16 protein-coding genes are annotated in these 20,357 nt (G+C 62.3%); 12 read left to right on the top strand and 4 right to left on the bottom strand.

Features of this window, described 5'->3' with window-relative positions:
- Positions 1-10 precede the first annotated feature (10 nt).
- Together ISP18_RS15115 and ISP18_RS15110 are read right to left on the bottom strand one after the other, a co-directional pair.
- Positions 11-1,516 carry a sensor histidine kinase gene (locus ISP18_RS15115; RefSeq protein WP_380013638.1) on the bottom strand — a complete coding sequence of 502 codons (1,506 nt, stop codon included), beginning with the start codon at positions 1,514-1,516 and terminating at the stop codon, positions 11-13.
- An 8-nt stretch (positions 1,517-1,524) separates the two neighbouring features.
- A complete protein-coding gene (locus ISP18_RS15110; protein ID WP_380013635.1) occupies positions 1,525-2,190 on the bottom strand; it encodes a response regulator in 666 nt (221 codons plus the stop codon).
- 134 nt (positions 2,191-2,324) lie between these two features.
- Here ISP18_RS15110 and ISP18_RS15105 point away from each other — a divergent pair, with 134 nt between their 5' ends.
- A complete protein-coding gene (locus ISP18_RS15105; RefSeq protein ID WP_380013632.1) occupies positions 2,325-2,666 on the top strand; it encodes a zinc ribbon domain-containing protein YjdM in 342 nt (113 codons plus the stop codon).
- 70 nt (positions 2,667-2,736) lie between these two features.
- Here ISP18_RS15105 and rho read toward each other — a convergent pair whose 3' ends face one another.
- Both rho and trxA read right to left on the bottom strand, forming a co-directional pair.
- Positions 2,737-4,509 carry a transcription termination factor Rho gene (rho, locus tag ISP18_RS15100; protein WP_380013629.1) on the bottom strand — a complete coding sequence of 591 codons (1,773 nt, stop codon included), beginning with the start codon at positions 4,507-4,509 and terminating at the stop codon, positions 2,737-2,739.
- Positions 4,510-4,661: 152 nt separating this feature from the next.
- Entirely contained in the window at positions 4,662-4,988 is a 327-nt protein-coding gene (trxA, locus tag ISP18_RS15095) for a thioredoxin TrxA (RefSeq protein ID WP_380013626.1), read from the bottom strand.
- Between the two features lie 358 nt (positions 4,989-5,346).
- Between trxA and ISP18_RS15090 the strand changes: the two genes are divergently transcribed.
- The 11 genes from ISP18_RS15090 (at position 5,347) to ISP18_RS15040 (ending at position 20,157) form a co-directional block, all read left to right on the top strand.
- Entirely contained in the window at positions 5,347-7,014 is a 1,668-nt protein-coding gene (locus tag ISP18_RS15090; RefSeq protein ID WP_380013623.1) for a DEAD/DEAH box helicase, read from the top strand.
- A gap of 115 nt (positions 7,015-7,129) precedes the next feature.
- Positions 7,130-7,807, top strand: coding sequence for a cell division ATP-binding protein FtsE (gene ftsE, locus ISP18_RS15085; protein ID WP_380013620.1), 678 nt, complete (start codon positions 7,130-7,132; stop codon positions 7,805-7,807).
- Complete coding sequence (gene ftsX / locus ISP18_RS15080) at positions 7,804-8,775, top strand: permease-like cell division protein FtsX (RefSeq protein ID WP_380013617.1); 972 nt, start codon at positions 7,804-7,806, stop codon at positions 8,773-8,775. Before ftsE ends, ftsX begins: the two co-directional genes overlap by 4 nt.
- A 186-nt stretch (positions 8,776-8,961) precedes the next feature.
- On the top strand, positions 8,962-9,810 hold the full coding sequence (locus tag ISP18_RS15075) for a response regulator (protein WP_380013614.1): 849 nt from the start codon (positions 8,962-8,964) through the stop codon (positions 9,808-9,810).
- Between the two features lie 53 nt (positions 9,811-9,863).
- Positions 9,864-10,571, top strand: coding sequence for a uracil-DNA glycosylase (gene ung, locus ISP18_RS15070; protein WP_380013611.1), 708 nt, complete (start codon positions 9,864-9,866; stop codon positions 10,569-10,571).
- 347 nt (positions 10,572-10,918) lie between these two features.
- Positions 10,919-11,776, top strand: coding sequence for an RNA polymerase sigma factor RpoH (gene rpoH / locus ISP18_RS15065; RefSeq protein ID WP_380013608.1), 858 nt, complete (start codon positions 10,919-10,921; stop codon positions 11,774-11,776).
- 68 nt (positions 11,777-11,844) lie between these two features.
- Positions 11,845-12,519 (top strand): response regulator transcription factor, encoded by a 675-nt coding sequence (locus ISP18_RS15060; protein ID WP_380013605.1) that lies wholly within the window; start codon positions 11,845-11,847, stop codon positions 12,517-12,519.
- Between the two features lie 144 nt (positions 12,520-12,663).
- Complete coding sequence (locus tag ISP18_RS15055) at positions 12,664-14,049, top strand: sensor histidine kinase (RefSeq protein ID WP_380013602.1); 1,386 nt, start codon at positions 12,664-12,666, stop codon at positions 14,047-14,049.
- Positions 14,050-14,251: 202 nt separating this feature from the next.
- Complete coding sequence (locus ISP18_RS15050; protein ID WP_380013599.1) at positions 14,252-17,488, top strand: efflux RND transporter permease subunit; 3,237 nt, start codon at positions 14,252-14,254, stop codon at positions 17,486-17,488.
- Positions 17,478-18,689, top strand: coding sequence for an efflux RND transporter periplasmic adaptor subunit (locus ISP18_RS15045; RefSeq protein WP_380013596.1), 1,212 nt, complete (start codon positions 17,478-17,480; stop codon positions 18,687-18,689). Before ISP18_RS15050 ends, ISP18_RS15045 begins: the two co-directional genes overlap by 11 nt.
- Positions 18,670-20,157 carry an efflux transporter outer membrane subunit gene (locus tag ISP18_RS15040; protein WP_380013593.1) on the top strand — a complete coding sequence of 496 codons (1,488 nt, stop codon included), beginning with the start codon at positions 18,670-18,672 and terminating at the stop codon, positions 20,155-20,157. Before ISP18_RS15045 ends, ISP18_RS15040 begins: the two co-directional genes overlap by 20 nt.
- Positions 20,158-20,357 lie beyond the last annotated feature (200 nt).

The following is a 20,357-nucleotide window of genomic DNA, read 5'->3' as shown; positions in this document are numbered from 1 at the left end:
CGGATGATGCCTATTTCTTCGTGCCTTCTGGCGGAAACTCCACGCGCATCCGTGCTCCCGTTCCTTCATGTGCATCCAGTACCAGGAACCGCGCGTGGTGGCCGCGTGCGATTTCCTCGACGATGGCCAGGCCCAATCCGCTGCTTTGTCCATCGCTGCCGGCGGCGCGGTAGAAACGTTCGCGCACGCGTTCGCGTTCGGCGGTAGGAATGCCGGGACCGCTGTCTTCTACTTCCAGATAAGGTGCGCCGTCGTGTTGTCCGCAACGCAGCGTGATGCGGCCACCGTCCGGGGTGTGGCGGATGGCGTTGTCGAGCAGGTTGATCAGTAGCTCGTGCAGCAACCAGAGCACGCCGCGCACGTGCGCGGGCTCGCATTCCGCGCCGAGGTCGATGTTGCGCGCGATCGCGCGATCTAGCATGGAATCGGCCACGGTGCCGATGAGGTGTTCGAGCCGCACTTCGGCAAAGTCGCCGGGACTGTGCGTGGACGGTTCGGCGCGTGCGAGCGCGAGCAGTTGATTGGCGGTGTGCGCCAGGCGATCAACGCTGTCCTGCAGGCGAGCGATGCGTTCTTGCTGGGCTGCGTCACCGGTTTCATCCGCCAGCACTTCCAATTGTGCTTTCAGACCTGTGAGCGGCGTGCGCAATTGATGTGCGGCGTTGGTAAGGAAATGCTGCTGGGCTTGCGCGGCGTCCCGCACCGTCACCAGCAAGGTATTGAGCGACTGCACCAGTGGCCGCACTTCGCTCGGCACCGGTTCGAGCGGCAGCGGTTGCAGCGATTGTGGCTGGCGGTGCGAGATCCGCTCGCGCAGGCGGTTGATCGGGCGTAGCGCTATGGTGATGCCGAGCAGGCACAAGCCCAGCACGAGCACGAGCTGGATGCCGTCGCTGAGGCCGATCACCGTATCCAGCCGGTGCACGGCGTAATTGCGCCGAAGCACGGTTTCGCCCACGGTGACGATCACCGGCTGGCCGCTTACCTGCGTGTGATAACTGACGATGCGCAACGCCAGTTGCTTGTAGGTGGCATCCACGTAGTTGAAGTCGTCGGTGCCATTCCCCGCGACGATCGGCAGACCTTCATCGCCAGCCAGCGTGTGGCCATCTGGCAGGCTGACGCGAAAAAGAAAGTTGTCCCGAGCACCCGGAAACAGCCGCGTCCAGACCGTAGGGCGGCTGTCGGTATCGAAGCGCATCGGCGGCCTTCCGTGTTCGCCGAAGCCGTCACCGGGTGGTGGCGGTCGCGCGTCGTCGGGCGGATGCATGGGAATCGGGCCGGGATTGGGCTTCTCGAGGTAGAGCTGGCCATCAGGCGCGCGTTCCAGATGCGCGGTGATGGCAACCGCCGCACGCGAGAGCGCACGATCAAAGGCTTCGTACATCGGCGTGACGAAGGTGCGGTGATCCGCCCAGATGCTGGCGACCAGAAGTATCACCAAGGGCAGCAGCAGGTAACCGAGCAAGCGTCCGCGGATGCTCGGTGCGCGTCTGAGTTTGGCCCCCGCGGACATTCGCCAGCTCAAGCGTCGTCGAGTCGGTACCCGAGGCCGCGGATGCCGCGTACCGTGGCCGCTTCACCCAGCTTGGCGCGCAGGCGTGACACGTGCACTTCGATCGCGTTGCCGGAGATCTCCTCATCCCAGCTCACGATGGCCTGGATCAGGCGCTCCTTGCTCACCACGCGACCGCTGTGATGAGCCAGACATTCCAGGATCGACCATTCGCGGCGGGTGAGTTCAAGCACGCGTCCACCATCGTCGATGGCGCGGCGGCCAGCCAGGTCGATGCGCAGGTGTCCCACCACCATTTCATTGGCGGTGGCTGCGGTCGCGCGGCGGATCAGCGCACGGCAGCGCGCAGCCAGCTCCGGCAGCGCGAACGGCTTGACCAGGTAATCGTCGGCGCCCAGGTCCAGCGCATTGACGCGATCGTCCAGGCCGTCGCGAGCCGTCACGATCAACAGCGGCAACGAACTGCCATCGCGACGCAGACGGCGCACCAGGGTGAAGCCGTCTTCGCCGGGCAGCCCCAGATCCACGATGGCGAGGTCGTAATGGGCGACGTTCAGGCGGGCCTGCACGGATTCGGCGTCGGTTACCGCGTCGACCACGTAGCCGGCTGTGGCAAGGCCGCGCACGATGGCGTCGGAAACTAGGGGATCGTCTTCAACTAGCAGTATGCGCATACGACTGGAAGGGTGGGATGTCGCAAGATCGTAGCAGCTAATGTCACATAGAATGGTCATGCAATGGGGTCAGCGCCTGTAGGCTGTTGGCAGGCGGTAAACTGCGCGACGCACAATTCGTAGTGATATTTCCCATGTCCGAGATTCCCGCCTGCCCGATTTGCGGTATGGGGCACACCTACCCCGACGGCGACAGCTATATCTGCCCGGACTGCGGGCACGAGTGGCCGCAGCGTGCCGGCGCCCAAGAGGAGACCGAACAGGTGGTGCGCGACGTGCACGGCAACGTGCTCAAGAGCGGCGACAGCGTTGTCGTGATCAAGGACCTGAAAGTGAAAGGTGCCTCCATTCCGTTGAAGCAGGGCAGCGTGATCCGAAACATCCGTTTGATCGATGGTGACCCGGAGCACATCGAGGGGCATTCCGACAAGATCAAGGATCTGGTGCTGAAGGTGTGCTTTTTGAAGAAGGCTTGAGGGGCAAGATTTCCCGCCACGAAAAAGCCGCCTTCAAGGCGGCTTTTTCGTTAGAGCTTCGAGGCGGCGCTCAGCGCTTCATCGAATTGAAGAACTCGTCGTTGGACTTGGTGTTCTTCATCTTGTCGAGCATGAATTCCATCGCGGCAAGCTCATCCATCGGGTGCAACAGCTTGCGCAGAATCCAGATCTTGGCGAGCAGGTCCGGATCGATCAGCAGATCTTCGCGGCGTGTGCCGGAGCGATTGATGTCGATGGCCGGATACACGCGCTTCTCGGAGATGCGGCGGGACAAGTGCACTTCCATGTTGCCGGTGCCCTTGAACTCCTCGTAGATCACCTCGTCCATCTTGCTGCCGGTATCGATCAGCGCGGTGGCGATGATGGTGAGCGAGCCGCCTTCTTCCACGTTGCGCGCCGCGCCGAAGAAGCGCTTCGGGCGCTGCAGTGCGTTCGCGTCCACACCACCGGTGAGCACCTTGCCGGAGCTGGGCACCACAGTGTTGTAGGCGCGGGCGAGACGCGTGATCGAATCGAGCAGGATGACAACGTCTTTCTTGTGCTCGACCAGGCGCTTGGCGCGCTCGATCACCATTTCGGCGACCTGCACGTGGCGTACGGCCGGTTCGTCGAAGGTGGAGCTGATTACTTCGGCGCGCACGGTGCGGGCGATTTCGGTCACTTCTTCCGGGCGCTCGTCGATCAACAGCATGATCAGATGCACGTCGGGATGGTTGTACTGGATCGCCTGCGCCACGTTCTGCAGCATCATCGTCTTACCGGATTTCGGCTGCGACACGATCAGGCCGCGCTGGCCGCGACCGATCGGCGCGACCAGATCCAGGATGCGTCCGGTGATGTCCTCGGTCGATCCGTTGCCGCGCTCGAGCTTGAACGACCTGCGCGGGAACAGCGGCGTAAGGTTCTCGAACAGCATCTTGTTTTTCGATGCTTCCGGCGGATCACCGTTGATGTCGTCGACCTTCAGCAGCGCGAAGTAGCGCTCGCCTTCCTTCGGGTGACGCACGCGTCCGGTGATGTAATCGCCGGTGCGCAGGTTGAAGCGACGGATCTGGCTGGGCGAGACATAGATGTCATCGGGGCCGGCCAAATAAGACTCATCGGCCGAGCGCAGGAAGCCGAAGCCATCCTGCAGGATTTCCAACACGCCCTCGGCCCAGATGCCGCCGCCGGAGCGGGCGTGCGCCTTGAGGATGTTGAAGATTACGTCCTGGCGGCGCTGGCGGGCGACACCTTCCTGGATGCCGAGCGATTCGGCGAATTCCAGCAGCTGGACAGGGTTCTTGCGCTTCAGTTCGGTGAGGTTGATGACGCGGTCGTTGCTGCCGATGTCGGCGTTCTCGTCATCCACCGGCAGGCCGTGCGGGTTGCGCGGCGGGCCACCTGGGCCTTGGCCTTGCGGGCGCTGACCGCGCTCATGGCGGCGCCGGCGATTGCGATCGTTACGGTCGTTGCGATCATTGCGGCGTTCGTTGCCCTGGCCTTGGCCTTGTCCCTGGTTCGGCTGCTGCACACCGCCATTGCCGTTGCCGCTCTGGACGTTTTCACGGGGTTCCTGCGCTTCGCCGCCCGGGCCGCCGTAGCGCAGCGGCTCCTGCGTGGGCGAGAAGGAGGGGGCTGCTTCGGGGCGCGCTTCGGCGGGCGGGGCCGGGCGTTCCACGTAAGGCGCTGGCGCTTCGGCCACTCCTTCAGCAGGGCGGTTGGCTTCGCCGGCCGCGGCCGCGGATCGACGAGGCGAACGGGTGCGGGTAGGGGTATCACTTACAGGCTTGGAGTCGGCGCGGACAGCGTCGGAAGGATCTTTGCTTTCGATATCGGACACGGGCAAACCTCACGGGGCGCCGTTGATGACAGGAGGGAGGACGAGCGTTGCGCGGAATGCGCGGAGGGCAAGACAGCCCCGATAGGAATGAATCTAACACCCGTCGCGCAGCGCCGTAAAGGGTGGCTGCAGCGACGGATGGTACGGCGGTGTCAGATCGCCTTGTCGATGATCTGCTTGAGCTGGCCCTTACTGACCGCTCCAATCTGGGTGGCTTCCACCTTGCCGTTCTTGAACACCATCAGCGTAGGAATGCCGCGCACGCCATAGTTGCGGGGGGTCTGCTGGTTATGGTCGATGTTCAGCTTCACCACGCGCAGCTTGCCTTTGTATTCCTCGGCCAACTCGTTCAGCGCCGGGGCGATGGCCTTGCACGGACCGCACCATTCGGCCCAGAAATCCAACAGGACGGGGGTATCGGACTTCAGCACTTCCTGGTCGAAGGCGTCGTCGCTCACATGGGTAATCAGGTCGCTCACCGTGGGTCTCCGAGGTAAGGCGGGTGGGGGTTAAGACCGCGTGCCAATCATCAGCTACACTAGGGAAAGTGCCCATGAAGCGCGGGTCGATCCGGAAATGGAGTTGGTGCCGTTGCGGCATGCATTCCATTCCAGCCTAAGTCGGGACGTGATTCAAGCGATTCAAGGGCCACCGCGACAGTCCGGCTGGCATAGGTGAGGCCGCTTTACGAGCCGTTTCACCTATGCTGGCGGGATGTTGTCGTACTTTCGACGCCACCTCACTGCGCGTCGCATCCATCCACCTGTCCCAAGGTTGTCAGACTAACTGCGGGACCGGGCCGCGCTTGGTCGCCGGTCCGTATCAGACTCCCCATTCATGTCGCAGACCGTACTTACTGAAACCTTCTTTACTCAATTCGACTTGCATCCGCTGCTGCAAAAAGGCCTCGACGAGGCCGGTTTTGCACGCTGTACGCCGATCCAGGCACTGACCCTGCCGATGGCGCTCACTGGCCGCGATGTCGCCGGCCAGGCCCAGACCGGCACCGGCAAGACCTGCGCCTTCCTGGTCGCCATGATGAACCGGCTGCTGACCCAGCCCGCGGTGGCCGAGCGTAAGGACTCCGATCCTCGCGCACTGGTCATCGCACCCACGCGCGAACTGGCTATCCAGATCGAGAAAGACGCCAAGAACGTCGGCCGCTATACCGGGCTGCGCACCGCGCTGATCTACGGTGGCGTCGACTACGACAAACAGCGCCAGCAGCTCAAGGATGGCTGCGACATCATCATCGCCACGCCCGGCCGTCTGCTCGACTACTACAAACAGAACGTGTTCGGCTTCAATGGTGTGGAAGTGATGGTGATTGACGAGGCGGACCGCATGTTCGATCTCGGCTTCATCAAGGATGTTCGCTTCATCTTCCGCCGTCTGCCTGCGCGCGAGCAGCGACAGGTGCTGCTGTTCTCCGCCACGCTGTCGCATCGCGTGCTGGAGCTGGCCTACGAGCACATGCACAACGCCGAGAAGCTGGTGGTGGAAACCGACAACGTCACCGCCGACCGCGTGCGACAGTTGGTGTACTTCCCGGCCAAGGAAGAAAAGATGCCGCTGCTGCTCAACCTGCTTGAGCGCACGAAAGCCGAACGCAGCATCATTTTCGTCAACACCAAAGCCGCCGCCGAGCGCATCACCGAGCGTGTGAAGCGCCAGGGCTATCGCGTGGGCGCACTGTCCGGCGACGTGCCGCAGCTCAAGCGCCAGAAGCTGCTACAGCGCTTCCAGGATGGCCAGCTCGACGTCCTCGTATGTACCGACGTGGCCGCGCGCGGCCTGCATATTCCCGCGGTCAGCCACGTGTTCAACTACGACCTGCCGCAGGATGCCGAGGACTACGTGCACCGCATCGGTCGCACCGCGCGTCTCGGTGCCGAAGGCGATGCGATCAGCTTCGCGTGCGATCTGTATGCGATGTCCTTGCCGGATATCGAAACCTACATCGACCAGAAGATTCCGGTGGCCAACCTCGATCCGGAACTGCTGGTGATGCCGCAGCCGAAGCAGATCGATCCGCAGTATGCCGCCGAAGTCGCTGCGGACAGTGCGGCGTTCGGCGACAAGGTGACGCCGCGTGCCGATAGCAAGCAACCTGGTGCACACGGGCGTCGCGGCGGACGTAGTGGCGAGCGCACCGGTTCGTCCGAGCAACGGCCGCGGCGCGATGATCGTCCGCGCAAGCCGCGCGAGGAACGTGCTGAAGCTGCCAACGGCCATGCTGCAGCTGCAACTCCCGTACAACCTGCCGCTGCATCTGCACCGGAAGCCGCAGGTGACGAAGGCAAGCGCCGTCGTCGTCGCGGTGGTCGCGGACGCCGCCGTTCGGGCGCGGCGCCGGCTGCTGAGGTGGCCGTCAATCAGGCCGCCACGGCGAGCAGCAATCGTCCGTCACGGCAGGTGGTGGCGCAGTCGCCCTCCGGCCAGCAGCCCGCACCGCAGAAGCTCGGCTTCTTCCGTCGCCTCACGCGCTTGTTCACCGGACGCTGAATCGCCGCGTGCATCGTCACGAAACACGTGGCGACGCATCCGGTAGACCTGCGCACAACGGCGGTGCTTCCCTTATCCTTGCGGCCATCCAATCAGGCTCTAGGACGGGGAACGCGTGATTCGCTTCGATCAAGTCAGCAAGCGTTACGAAGGGGGGCACGAAGCCCTTTCGCAGCTTACGTTCGAAGTCGCCAAAGGCGAGATGGCTTTCGTCACAGGGCACTCCGGCGCCGGCAAGAGCACCTTGCTCAAGCTGCTGGCGCTGATCGAGCGCCCCTCGCACGGGCACATCTCGCTGGATGGCCAGAACCTCGCCAAAATCGGTCGAAGCGGTATTCCCAAGCTGCGCCGCAGTCTCGGCATGGTGTTCCAGGATCATCGCCTGCTGATGGATCGCACGGTGTTCGCTAACGTGGAATTGCCGTTGGTGATTGGCGGCATCGCGCCGCTGGAGCGTGGTCGCCGCGTGCGCGCCGCATTGGAGAAAGTCGGCCTGCTCGACTACGAACGGCAACTGCCGGCTTCACTGTCGACTGGCGAGCAGCAGCGCGTGGGTATCGCGCGCGCGATCGTCGCCAAGCCGAGCGTGCTGATCGCCGACGAGCCGACTGGCAACCTTGATCCGCAATTGGCGTTCGAGATCATGAGTCTGTTCGCCGAATTCCAGCAGGTCGGCACCACCGTGCTGATCGCCAGCCATGATCTGCCGCTGATCAAGCGCGTGAGAAAGCGCGTAGTCGTGCTCGATCATGGCCGGCTGGTTGCGGACATCGCTGCGGAGGAAGTGCTATGAGCACATCGACCGACACGCAGCCGCAGACGCCGGCACGCAGCGAGCGCAGTCATCGCCGTCCGGTCTCCAGCTGGCGTGAACATCACGGCTGGAGCGCGGGAGCAAGCCTGCGCCGCCTTGCTTCAAAACCGGTGGGCAGCCTGCTGACTATCGCGGTCATGGGCTTGGCGCTGGCGTTGCCGTTGGCGTTCTACCTGTTGCTTTCGAATGTGCAGTCGCTGGGCAATGCGCTGGGGCGCAACCAAGTCATCAACGTGTTCCTGAAGTCCGATCAGGTGGCGGGTAACGCGCAGATTCTGGCCAAGCAGATCGAGCAGCATGACGGCGTCGCGAATGTAGCGGTGAAATCGCCGCAGCAGGGCATGGATGAATTGAGCAAGATGCAAGGCTTCTCCGATGCGTTGCATACACTCGACGACAATCCGCTGCCCTTCGTGCTCGAAGTGCAGCCGCAGGACGGTATCTCCGCTGAGGCGGCTGGCCGCCTGGTGGATGATCTGCGCGGCATGCAAGGCGTGGACATGGTGCAGGACAGCGGTACCTGGCGGCAGCGGCTGGATGCATTGCTCGGCGTGGGCAACCGCGTCGTGCTGATCCTGGCCGGCCTGTTTGCGCTGGCGGTGCTACTGGTGGTGGGCAATACGGTGCGCGTAGACATCACTAGCCGTGCCGAGGAAATCGGCGTGCTGAAACTCATCGGCGCCAGCCGCGCCTTCGTGCGGCGTCCGTACCTCTACGCGGGCATCTGGTATGGACTGTTCAGCGGTGTGCTGGCGGTAGCGCTGGCCCTGGCAATCGAATTCGCCTTGGTCGAACCGGTAGCGCGACTCAGTCAGGTTTACGAAGGGAAGCTGCGCGTCGGCGGCTTGCCGCCGTGGCTGCTGCTGGCGGTACCGGTCGCAGCGGCCTTTCTGGGCTGGCTGGGTGCACGGCTGGTGAGCGCCTGGCAGCTGCGAAAAGCAGCCTAGCGCCTGGGCGGCATCCAAAGCGGATGCCGCGAGCGGTGAAGCTGTTCGCACCCCTTTTGCGTCATTCTGGGTGACCATAGCGGCTGTCTTTTCGGGGCCGGATAGAATAGGCACTACGGGCGCAGGGGGCGCCTGCCGATTGTCTATGCACGGAAGCCACGCAAGACCGGGATGGTGGGGTTTTTGATGAGTGCAAGTATCAGCAGCCGTGACATCAGCGCCGCACCGCGCGTGCTGGTGGTGGACGGCTCCAAGGTGGTTCGCCAGTTGATCACGCGCGTGCTGCAGAAGGAATTGCCGCAGGCCGAAGTGGTGGACTGCGGTACCGGTGCCGAAGCGCATCGGCTGCTCGACAGCGGCGTGTTCGACTTCATCACCATCGCCTTGCGCTTGCCCGATATGGACGGGCTGGAACTAGCGCGCTACGTGCGCGAATCCGCGCCACAGATCTACGTGCCGATTGTGGTGGTATCCGGCGACGTGGACGATCGCCTGCATCGCCGCGCACTGGGTGAGCACGTCACGGATTACTTCGACAAGTCGCTCGGCTTCCAGGCGCTGGCGGAATTTATCCGTGGCTATGTGCGCCCGGAGAGCGCCGCCGAAGGCGTGGTGCTGTACGTAGAAGATAGCCGCGTGGTGGCGCTGGCTACGCGCCGCATGCTGGAAAAGATCGGGCTCACCGTGCGCCACGTCGTCAGCGTTGAGGATGCGCTGGTGCTGCTCGAAACCGAACGCGGGCAAGGTACGGTAGGCGCAGACGTGGTGCTGACCGACGTCAGCCTCAAAGGCGAATTGACCGGCGGCGATCTGCTGAAATACATCCGTACCGAGTTCGGTTATGGCAAAGGCAAGCTGCCGGTGCTGGTGATGACCGGCGACGAGAATCCCGACAACCAGGCGGCGTTGATCCGCGCGGGCGCCAACGACCTGGTGGAAAAACCGGTCGAGGAAAGGTTGCTGATCACCAAGCTTCTGTTTCAGTTGCGCGTGGCGCAGCACCTGCGCGCGCGGGAGAGCGCTGGGGCGGCCTGATCTCCTATCATGCGGGGATGGTTACCGAACAACATGGACTCACCGCGACCCCGATGAGCGACGAAGAACGGATCAAGCTGGAGCCGTCCTGGAAAAGCCGTATCGGCGATTACCTGCAACGTCCGGACATGCGCGCGCTGTCCGAATTCCTGCGTACGGAAAAACGTGCAGGCAAGGTGATCTATCCGCCGGGGCCGGAGATCTTCAACGCGTTCCGGCACACGCCATTCGAGGCGGTGCGGGTGGTGATCCTGGGTCAGGATCCGTATCACGGCCCTGGGCAGGCGCATGGCCTGTGCTTTTCGGTGCGACCGGGCGTGCCACCGCCGCCGTCGCTGGTAAACATTTTCAAGGAGATCGAGCGCGACCTGAGCATTCCGCCACCCAATCATGGCTGCCTCACGCCATGGGCGGATCGCGGCGTGCTGCTGCTCAACGCCGTGCTCACCGTCGAACGCAGCCTGGCCGCTTCGCATCAGGGCAAGGGCTGGGAAGGCTTCACCGACGCGGCCATCGATGCGCTCAACCGCGAGCGCGAGGGGATCGTCTTCATGCTGTGGGGCTCCTATGCCCAGCGCAAAGGTCAACTGATCGACACCCGCCGCCATGCGGTACTCAAGTCGGTCCACCCTTCACCGCTGTCGGCGCACCGGGGATTCCTCGGTTGCGGGCACTTTTCCGCCGCCAACCGCTATCTGCAGGCGAACGGACAGGCGCCAGTCGACTGGTCGCTACCGCCGCGGAGCGAAATCGGCGAATAAATCTATTCAAATCGGGCAGCGTGCTAGCGCATGGGGCGCCATGTTCTGGCAACGCGTGGCGGCACATGCGGCACATACTGATATCAGTACGGATTTCCGCGCGCTGGCTGATCGCAACCACAGCCAGGTCGAGCAGCTGCGTGAACGCTTCGGCTGAGGTCTTCGCGTCCTGGCAACGATCCATAAGTCATGCTTGAAAGCTCAATCCCCGGCATCCACCCCACATGGACAAGCTCCGGGGATTCGTGTACTATTCGGTACATAAAAGGCGCCGGAACTCGCCGATGCCTTTAGCACTCCAAGTACCAGAGTGCTAAGCTCAACCCCATCTTTCAGGAGGTTCCAACATGTCCCAAGCCTTGGTGACGGCCAATCTGCCGGTTCCCAGCGTCGTTGGCAGCCTGGATGCCTACATCTCCGCCGTGCACCGCATTCCGGTGCTGAGTCAGGAAGAAGAACAGGAGCTGTCGCGCCGGTACCAGCAGGAGAGTGACCTCGCCTCCGCCCGCAAGCTGGTGATGTCGCATCTGCGCTTCGTCGTGCACGTGGCGCGTGGCTACAACGGCTATGGCCTGCAGCTGTCCGACCTTATCCAGGAAGGCAACATCGGCCTGATGAAGGCGGTCAAGCGTTTTGATCCCGACCAGGGCGTGCGCCTGGTCAGCTTTGCCGTGCACTGGATCCGCGCGGAAATGCACGAGTTCATCCTGCGCAACTGGCGCATCGTGAAGGTGGCAACCACCAAGGCGCAGCGCAAGCTGTTCTTCAACCTGCGCAAGAGCAAGAAGCGCCTGGGTTGGATGAATGCCGAGGAAGTGCGCATGGTCGCGAAGGATCTGGGCGTGCCGGAAGCCACCGTGCGCGAGATGGAATCGCGCCTGTCCGGTCGTGACATCGGCTTCGAGGCCCCAGCGGATGCGGAAGAAGATGCCAAGCCCGCCCCGGAAGCGTTCCTGGTCGACGATGGCGCCGACCCGTACGATAACGTGGCCGACGCCGACCAGAGCGACAACCAACTGGAAACCCTTTCCAGCGCGTTGGAGAAGTTGGACCAGCGTTCGCGCGACATCATCCAGCGTCGCTGGCTCAACGAGGACAAGGCGACACTGCAGGATCTTGCCGATGAATACGGTGTATCGGCCGAACGCATCCGTCAAGTCGAAGCCAACGCTATGAAGAAGATGCGCGGGCTGTTCGCCGCCTGAAGCGGTACTGACATGCCTGCACAAAACGGCCTCCCTCGCGGAGGCCGTTTTGTGTTTAAGTGCCGCGCATGCCCCATATCCTGGTCATCGAAGACGACGAAATCACGGCACGCGAAATCGTGCTGGAGCTGGCCGCGCACGGCATCAGCGCCGATCGCGTGCACAATGGTCTGCAAGGCCTCCAGCGCGCGCAGGAGCCGCACTACGACGCGATCACGCTGGACCTGATGCTGCCCGGCATGGATGGCCTCACTCTGGTGAAGCAATTGCGCGAAGGCGGCATCCACACACCAGTGTTGATGATCAGCGCGCTGGGCGACGTCGACGAACGCGTGCGCGGCCTGCGCGCAGGCGGCGACGACTATCTCACCAAGCCGTTCGCGCCCGACGAAATGGCTGCGCGCATCGAAGTGCTGCTGCGCCGGCACCGGCAGGAGCATCCGGCGCAAACCAAGCTGCGTGTGGCCGATCTGGAACTGGACATGATCACGCGCACTGCACGTCGCGGCGCGAGAGAGCTGACATTGCTGCCCACCGAATATCGGCTGCTGGAATTCCTGATGCGTTATCCCGGGCAGGTACTGACGCGCGCGATGATCTTCGAAAGCGTGTGGGGCCTGCGTTTCGATCCAGGCACCAATCTCATTGACGTGCACATCGCGCGCCTGCGGCGCAAGGTCGACGGTGACGGCGAGCCTTCGCTGATCCGCACCGTGCGCGGATCGGGATATCGTCTTGGCTGAGAGCCTGCTTCCATACCCCAAGCACCCCGCGCCGGGTCTGCTTGCCCACCATCCGGCGTCCTCGCTCAGTTACGTATCCGCATACGCGCCCTCGCTCCTCCTTGGCTGGCGCGCAAACAGCTCCCGGCGCAAGGTACTTGGGGTATGAAAGCAGGCTCGAGTCTATCCATCCACTGGCGCGCCACCACCTCGCGCCTGCTGCTCGCCTACGGCGTGTTCTTCGTGATTTGGGGCACGGTGCTGCTGGGCTTCATCTATTGGGAAACCCTGCATTACCTGGAAACGCGCACCGATCAACAGCTCAAGCAGCAGATCGGCTACCTGCGCAGCCTTGACGAAGACCACATGCTGGTGGCGTTGAACGACTACGACGTTCTCGAGGAAAGCAACTACAACGCCTGGGGCCTGTTCGATGCGAGCAGGAAATGGCTGTACGGCGACATCCTCGTCATGCCGGAAGGCGTAAAGATCGATGCCGACTCCGTGCGCCTGCCGACGGAAAAAGTGGTGAGCGGCCCGCTCGCGCCGGCGACACCCAAGCTTTCGGTTATCGCCGCACGCCTCAAAAACGGCCAGATCCTGGTCCTGGCGCACACCACGCGTATTGCCGCGCATGTGGGCAGCATCATCCTGCACGCGTTGTGGTGGGGGCTGTCCTTCACATTGGTACCGGGCCTGATCGGCGGCTTGATCCTCAACCTTGCGCCGCGCAGGCGCATCCGCCAGATCGAATCGGCGACGCAACCGATCATGCGGGGCGATTTGCATCGACGCCTTCCCGTTAGCAACCGTGGCGACGAACTGGACCGGCTGGCCGCAATTGTCAACGACATGCTCGATCAGATCGAACGCCTGATGGGTGAAGTGAAAGGCGTCTGCGACAACATCGCACACGATCTGCGCACACCGCTGACTCGGTTGCGTTCGCAGCTTTATCGCGTACAGCAGCAATTGCAGGACAATGATCCGCACGAAGGAATGATCGAGCAATGCGTCAGCGACATCGACGAGGTGCTTGCACGCTTCCGGGCCTTGCTGCGTATTTCCGAGCTGGAAGACCGGCGGCGTCGCGAAGGGTTTGTCGCTGTCGATCTTGGACAGACGTTGCAGCACGTGCACGAACTGTATGCGCCGCTGGCCGAAGACCAGCAACTGCAGTTCACATTGCAGATCGAGCCAGAATTGCTTGCACAAGCGGATCCGGATCTGTTGTTCGAGGCTGTGGGCAACCTGGTCGGCAACGCCATCAAGTTTACGCCGCCAGGCGGTCACGTGACGCTGAGCGCGAGGCGTGCTGAGCCGAACCATGCGCATATCGAAGTGGCCGACAACGGGCCTGGCATTCCGCAAGAACAGCGCCATGCGGTGTGGCAGCGTTTCTACCGCGGAGAAGGTGGGCGTGATGCGGCCACCGGGCACGGCCTGGGGCTGAGCATCGTTGCCGCCATTGCGAAGCTTCATGACTTCGATCTGCGCATCGAGGGTGATCACACCGGTACGCGGATGGTGATGGTGTGTCGCCTGCTTTGACTCAGGCAGACTTCGCGTAAAAAATCAAAGATTCCGTCATTCCCGCTTTCGCGGGAATGACGGCAACGATCTACAGCGCCCCCCCGTTGTGCTTCATGAAATTTTTTTCATGAATGAAACAATCTTCATGCCCACGAAAGGCGCTTCCTCGCAGCAATCCCGATAATGAGCGGCATCGTTCTAGCCCGTGGGAAGCTCTGGCATGTTGGGTCTGGTCCGCATCGCACTTGCGCGCCCTTACACGTTCGTCATCCTCGCGCTGTTCATTCTGATCGTTGGTCCGCTGGCGGCGTTACGAACGCCCACCGACATCTTCCCGAATATCGGCATTCCGGTGATCAGCGTGGTGTGGACCTACAACGGCTTGTCGCCCGATGCGATGTCCGGCCGCGTGATCTACTACTACGAGCGCTCGCTTACTTCGACGGTCAGCGACATCGAACACATCGAATCGCAGTCGCTACCCGGTATCGGCGTGGTGAAGATTTTTTTCCAGCCGGGCGTAGACATTCGCACCGCCACCGCGCAGGTCACCTCGATCTCGCAGACCGTGCTCAAGCAGATGCCACCGGGCATCACGCCGCCGCAGATCATCAACTACAACGCCTCCACAGTGCCGATCCTGCAGATGGCGTTGTCCAGCAGCAAACTTTCTGAGCAGAAGATTCTCGACGTCGCACAGAACTTCCTGCGCCCGATGTTGGTATCGGTGCCTGGTGTGGCGATTCCCACGCCCTACGGCGGCAAGAACCGCGAGGTGATGCTCGATCTTGACCCGCAAGCGCTAGCGGCCAAGGGACTATCGGCGCAAGACGTCAGTAATGCGCTGGCGGCGCAGAACCAAATCATACCGGTAGGCACCATCAAGATTGGGCACAACGAATACACCGTCAATCTAAATGACAGCCCTGACGCCATCGAACAGTTGAACAATCTGCCGATCAAGACCGTCAACGGCGCCACCATTACCATCGGCCAGGTCGCGCATGTACGCGACGGTTCGCCGCCGCAGCAGAACGTCGTGCGCGTGGACGGTCACCGCGCAGTACTGATGTCGTTCCTCAAGGGTGGCAACGTGTCGACGCTATCCGTCGTGGCCGGCATCAAGAAGCTGCTGCCTCTGGCGGAAGAAACACTGCCGCCGTCACTGAAGCTCAAGCTGATGGGCGATCAGTCAGTGTTTGTGCGCAGCGCAATCACTTCAGTGGCGCGCGAAGGCATCATCGCCGCGCTGCTGACGTCGGTCATGATCCTGGTGTTCCTTGGCAGCTGGCGCTCTACGGTCATCATCGCGGTGTCCATTCCGCTCGCCGTGCTCTCGGCTATTGCGCTACTGGCGGCGTTCGGGCAAACGCTCAACGTGATGACGCTCGGCGGTCTGGCACTCGCAGTGGGTATTCTGGTGGACGATGCCACCGTGACGATCGAAAACGTCAACTGGCACCTTGAGCAGGGCAAGGACGTGCACGCAGCGATCATGGATGGCGCCAAGCAGATCGTCACGCCGGCTTTCGTGTCGCTGCTGTGCATCTGCATCGTATTCGTGCCGATGTTCATGCTGCAGGGCATTGCAGGCTTCCTGTTTCGGCCGATGGCGCTGGCGGTGATCTTTGCGATGATGTCCTCGTTCGTGCTGTCGCGCACCCTGGTGCCCACGATGGCGATGTACCTGCTCAAGCCGCACGTCATGGAAACGGGGCCGGGCGATCATCCGGAAGATTCCTTCATCAATCATCACGAAGGCGACCAGCATCCGCCGATGAAGCGTGGCGGTCTGCGTCAGGCGCTGGTTTCTTTCCAACAGGGATTCGAGCACCGCTTCTCGAACGTCCGCGACATGTACTACGGCGTGCTCTCGCTGGCGCTGGATAAACGGCGGCCGTTCGTACTCGGGTTTCTCGGCGTGGTGCTCGTGTCGTTCGTGCTGGTGCCATTCCTGGGGCGTGATTTCTTTCCGGCCACGGAAGCGGGTGCTATCGCCATCCACGTGCGTGCGCCAGTGGGCACGCGCATCGAGGACACAGCGGCGGAGTTCGATCGCGTCGAAGCCGCTATTCGCAATGTCGTCCCTCCCGATCAGCTCGACAACATCATCGACAATATCGGCCTGCCGATGAGTGGCACCAACATGGTGTATAGCAACACCGGCACGATCGGGCCGCAGGACGGTGATATCCAGGTGCTTCTCAAACCGGATCATGCGTCTGCCGACGAATACGTGAGGAAGCTGCGCGAAGTGTTGCCGCGCGAATTCCCCGGTACCACGTTTGCTTTCCTGCCGGCGGACATGGCTAGTCAGATTCTCAACTTTGGCGCACCGGCACCGCTGGATGTGAAGATATCGGGCCGCAATTTCGCTGCCAACGAAGCCTACGCCGTTCAGCTGATGCGCAAATTGCGCAGCGTTCCCGGTATCGCTGACGTACGCCTGCAGCAATCCACGGGTGCACCGCAGTTGAATGTTGGCGTGGACCGCGTGCGCGCGGACGAACTGGGGGTAACCGAGCGTGACGTCACCAACAGCATGGTCAGCTCGTTGGCCGGTAGTTCGCAGGTGGCGCCCACCTTCTGGCTCAATCCGACCAATGGTGTGTCGTACGCCATCGTCGCGCAGACGCCGCAATACCGCGTGGATTCGATAGCCGAACTGAATAGCTTGCCGATCACGGCATCGGGCGCCGGTGTGCGGCAGATTCTGGGAGCGCTGGCCACGGTGCAGCGCAGCTCCACGCCGGCGGTGGTTACGCACTACAACATCGCGCCGTCGTTCGACATCTATGCCTCGATGCAGGGGCGCGATCTCGGCTCGGTCGCCAACGCTATCCAGCGTGTGCTGGATGATGCGGCCAAGGATCGCCCGAAAGGATCCACCGTAGGCCTCTATGGCCAGGTCACGGCCATGAATACCGCATTCTCCGGTTTACTGTTCGGTCTGCTGGGCGCGATTGTGTTGATCTACATGCTGATCGTGGTGAACTTCCAATCGTGGCTGGACCCCTTCGTGATCATCACGGCCTTGCCGGCGGCATTGGCGGGCATCGTATGGATGCTGTTCATCACACACACGACGTTGTCCGTACCGGCACTGACGGGCGCGATCATGTGCATGGGTGTGGCGACGGCGAACTCGATTCTGGTGGTGAGCTTTGCGCGCGAGCGTCTGGCTGAGCATGGCGATGCGATGAAGGCGGCGCTGGAAGCGGGCTTCACGCGCTTCCGTCCGGTATGCATGACGGCGCTGGCCATGATCATCGGCATGCTGCCGATGGCGCTAGCGCATGAGCAGAACTCGCCGCTGGGCCGCGCGGTAATCGGCGGTCTCTTGTTCGCCACCTGCGCCACGCTGCTGTTCGTGCCGGTGGTTTTCAGCATCGTGCATGGCCGCGAGCAGCAGGCCATGAATTTGGATTCCATTACGGGACTTCCCCATGTCGCATAATCCTGCCCCTGTACAAGTTGCGCAGAAACCGCCGCATCTGAAGGCCGTCGGCATTGGCGGTGCGGTGCTCGCGGTGTTTGCAGTCGTGCTCGGTTTGGGCATCCGCTATCACCAACAGCACGAACTGGTGCAATGGACGAATGCCCAGCTCATCCCCAGCGTAAGGCTTGCGCCTGCGGGGGATCCCGCCAGTCAGCAAGCGATCACCTTGCCGGGTCATATGGAAGCCTGGAATAGCGCGCCTATCCATGCGCGCGTCAGCGGCTATGTGAAGGCCTGGTACAAGGACATCGGCGATAAAGTGAAAGCGGGTGATGTGCTCGCCACGATCGATACGCCCGAACTAGACCAACAACTGGAACAAGCCAAGGCCGTGCTGGTCAAGGCGCAGGCCGATGCCAACCTCGCCAACATCACGTCGAGGCGCTGGGAGCATTTGCTGAAGTCCGATTCTGTATCCAAACAGGAAGCCGACGAAAAGAGCGGAGAGGCCGCCGCCTCGCAGGCGACCGTGCTCGCGGCGAAAGCTGACGTCGATCGCCTGGACGCGCTGGAGTCGTTCAAGAAAATCGTGGCGCCGTTCGACGGGGTGGTCACCGCACGCCGTACTGACGTGGGTGATCTGATCACCGCCAACAACGAGAGCGGCCCAGAACTATTCACCGTAGCCGACACCAGCCGCATGCGCCTGTACGTGGCAGTGCCGGAAGTGGATGCGGACAGCATCAAGCCAGGCATGAAGGTGACACTCAACGTGCCTGAAATGCCAGGCCGTACGTTCGAGGCCACACTGATCGGCAACTCCAATGCGATCAATCAGAACTCCGGCAGCATGCTCGCGCAATTCGTCGCGGACAATGGTGCTGGTGCACTCAAGCCCGGCGATTACGCCGACGTGAAACTCGATCTGCCGGTGGACCCACACCTGGTCAATGTGCCGGCGAGTGCGTTGATCTTCCGCGATCACGGCCCGCAAGTCGCCGTGCTTGGTCCGGATGGCCGCGCGCATTTGCACGATGTGCACATCGCGGTCGATCTGGGCACCACCTTGCAGATCGGTCAGGGCCTGAGCCCCACTGACCGAGTGATCGAGAATCCGCCTGATTCGTTGATGGACGGCGACAAAGTGCGCGTGGATGCCGATACGGATCAGAACCTGGCTGCACAGGACACGGAGAATCATGGTGAATCGGCACGCTAATCGCTTGGTGTTAGCGCTCGGTATCGTCCTGATGCTGGGCGGCTGCTCGCTCGCGCCCACCTATCACACCCCGACACTGCCTCCGATGCCCGCGAGTTTCAAGGAAGGCGACACCGCGTGGAAAGCCGCTGCACCAGCGGATCAGGCGCCGCGTGGCTATTGGTGGACGGTTTACGGCGACGAAACGTTGAATCGACTGGAAACCAAGCTCGACGCCGATAATCCTAGCCTCGCCGCTGCGTTGGCCAGATATGACGAGGCGAGTGCGTTCGAAAGCCAGCTCAATGCCGGCTTGTTCCCGCAGCTTGGCGCAATGGCGAGTCCGTTGCGCGCGCGCCAGTCGAACAATCGCCCGTTGCGTGGCAGCAACCAGCCGAACGAATACGACAGCCATACAGTCGGCATCGAAGCCGATTACGATTTGGATCTGTGGGGCCGCATTCGCAATGAAGTTGGACAGGGCCATGCCTTGGCGCAGGCCTCGCAGGCCGATCTCGCTTCGGCGAAGCTAAGCCTGGAAGCGCGACTCGCCGACGACTACGTGCGCTTGCGTGGCTACGACATCCAGGTAGGTATTCTGCAGAATGCCTTGGAGGCGTATCAGCGTGCATTGAACCTCACCGAAAACCGTCACGGCGGTGGCGTGGCCTCAGGCCTGGATGTTTCGCGTGCACAAACCCAGCTCGACGATGCTCAGGCGCAGGTGACCGACGTGCTCGCGCAGCGCGCACTGACCGAACATGCCATTGCGGCGCTGGTCGGCGAACCGGCGTCGAGCTTTGCCATCGCGGTGGCGCAGAACCAGCCGCAGGTGCCGGTAACGCCGGTAGGCGTGCCTTCCACACTGCTCGAACGCCGCCCGGATATCGCTGCGGCGGAACGGCGCGTGTTCGCTGCCAATGCAGGCATCGGCGTGGCGCGCGCGGCCTTCTTCCCAGACCTGAGTCTCTCGGGCAGTTTTGGTTTCCAGAATACCGGCATGGACAATCTGCTAGCCGTCGGCAACCGCTTCTGGGCGCTGGGGCCGTTGGCTACGCTGAATATCTTCGATGCCGGCCTGCGCCGTGCGCAGCTACGTGAGGCGCATGCACAGTTCGACGAAGCCTCCGCCGGTTATCGCTTCACCGTGCTCGGCGCCTTCCGAGATGTGGAAGACGATCTCGCGTTGTTGCATCAGCTTGGCATCGAAGCTCAGCAGGAGGATGCGGCTTTTGTGGCCGCCCAGCAAACCTTGAACATCGCCACCAACCGCTACCGCGAAGGGATCGTGAACTATCTCGACGTGGTGACGGCGCAGACGGCTGCGCTGTCGACGCAGCGCAATGCCGAAACCATTCGTACGCGCCGGCTGCAGGCCAGCGTGGATCTGATCCGTGCGCTCGGCGGCGGTTGGACGCGCGATGCCGCAGGTATCGATACCGTCACCACCGCCGAGACGAATACATCCAACAAGACCGTTGCGCAGTAGGTTGGAGTGAGCGTGAGCGAGCCCCGAGTGCCATGAAACTTCAACGTTGCGATAATCAGCTTCGCAAGGCTGGGGTTCGCCTGTGGTCACTCCAATCTGCGAACGCTACGGTTTCCTTGAATGATTCGATACATAGCTGCGTCATAGCGTTACCACGTCACGCGGGTTGCGCGATACTCGCCGCCACGATGTCGTTGGAG

This window comes from Dyella humi (genome assembly GCF_044904605.1).
In the GTDB taxonomy this organism is placed as follows: Bacteria; Pseudomonadota; Gammaproteobacteria; order Xanthomonadales; family Rhodanobacteraceae; genus Dyella_B; species Dyella_B humi.
This window is presented reverse-complemented; position numbering and strand designations above follow the sequence as displayed.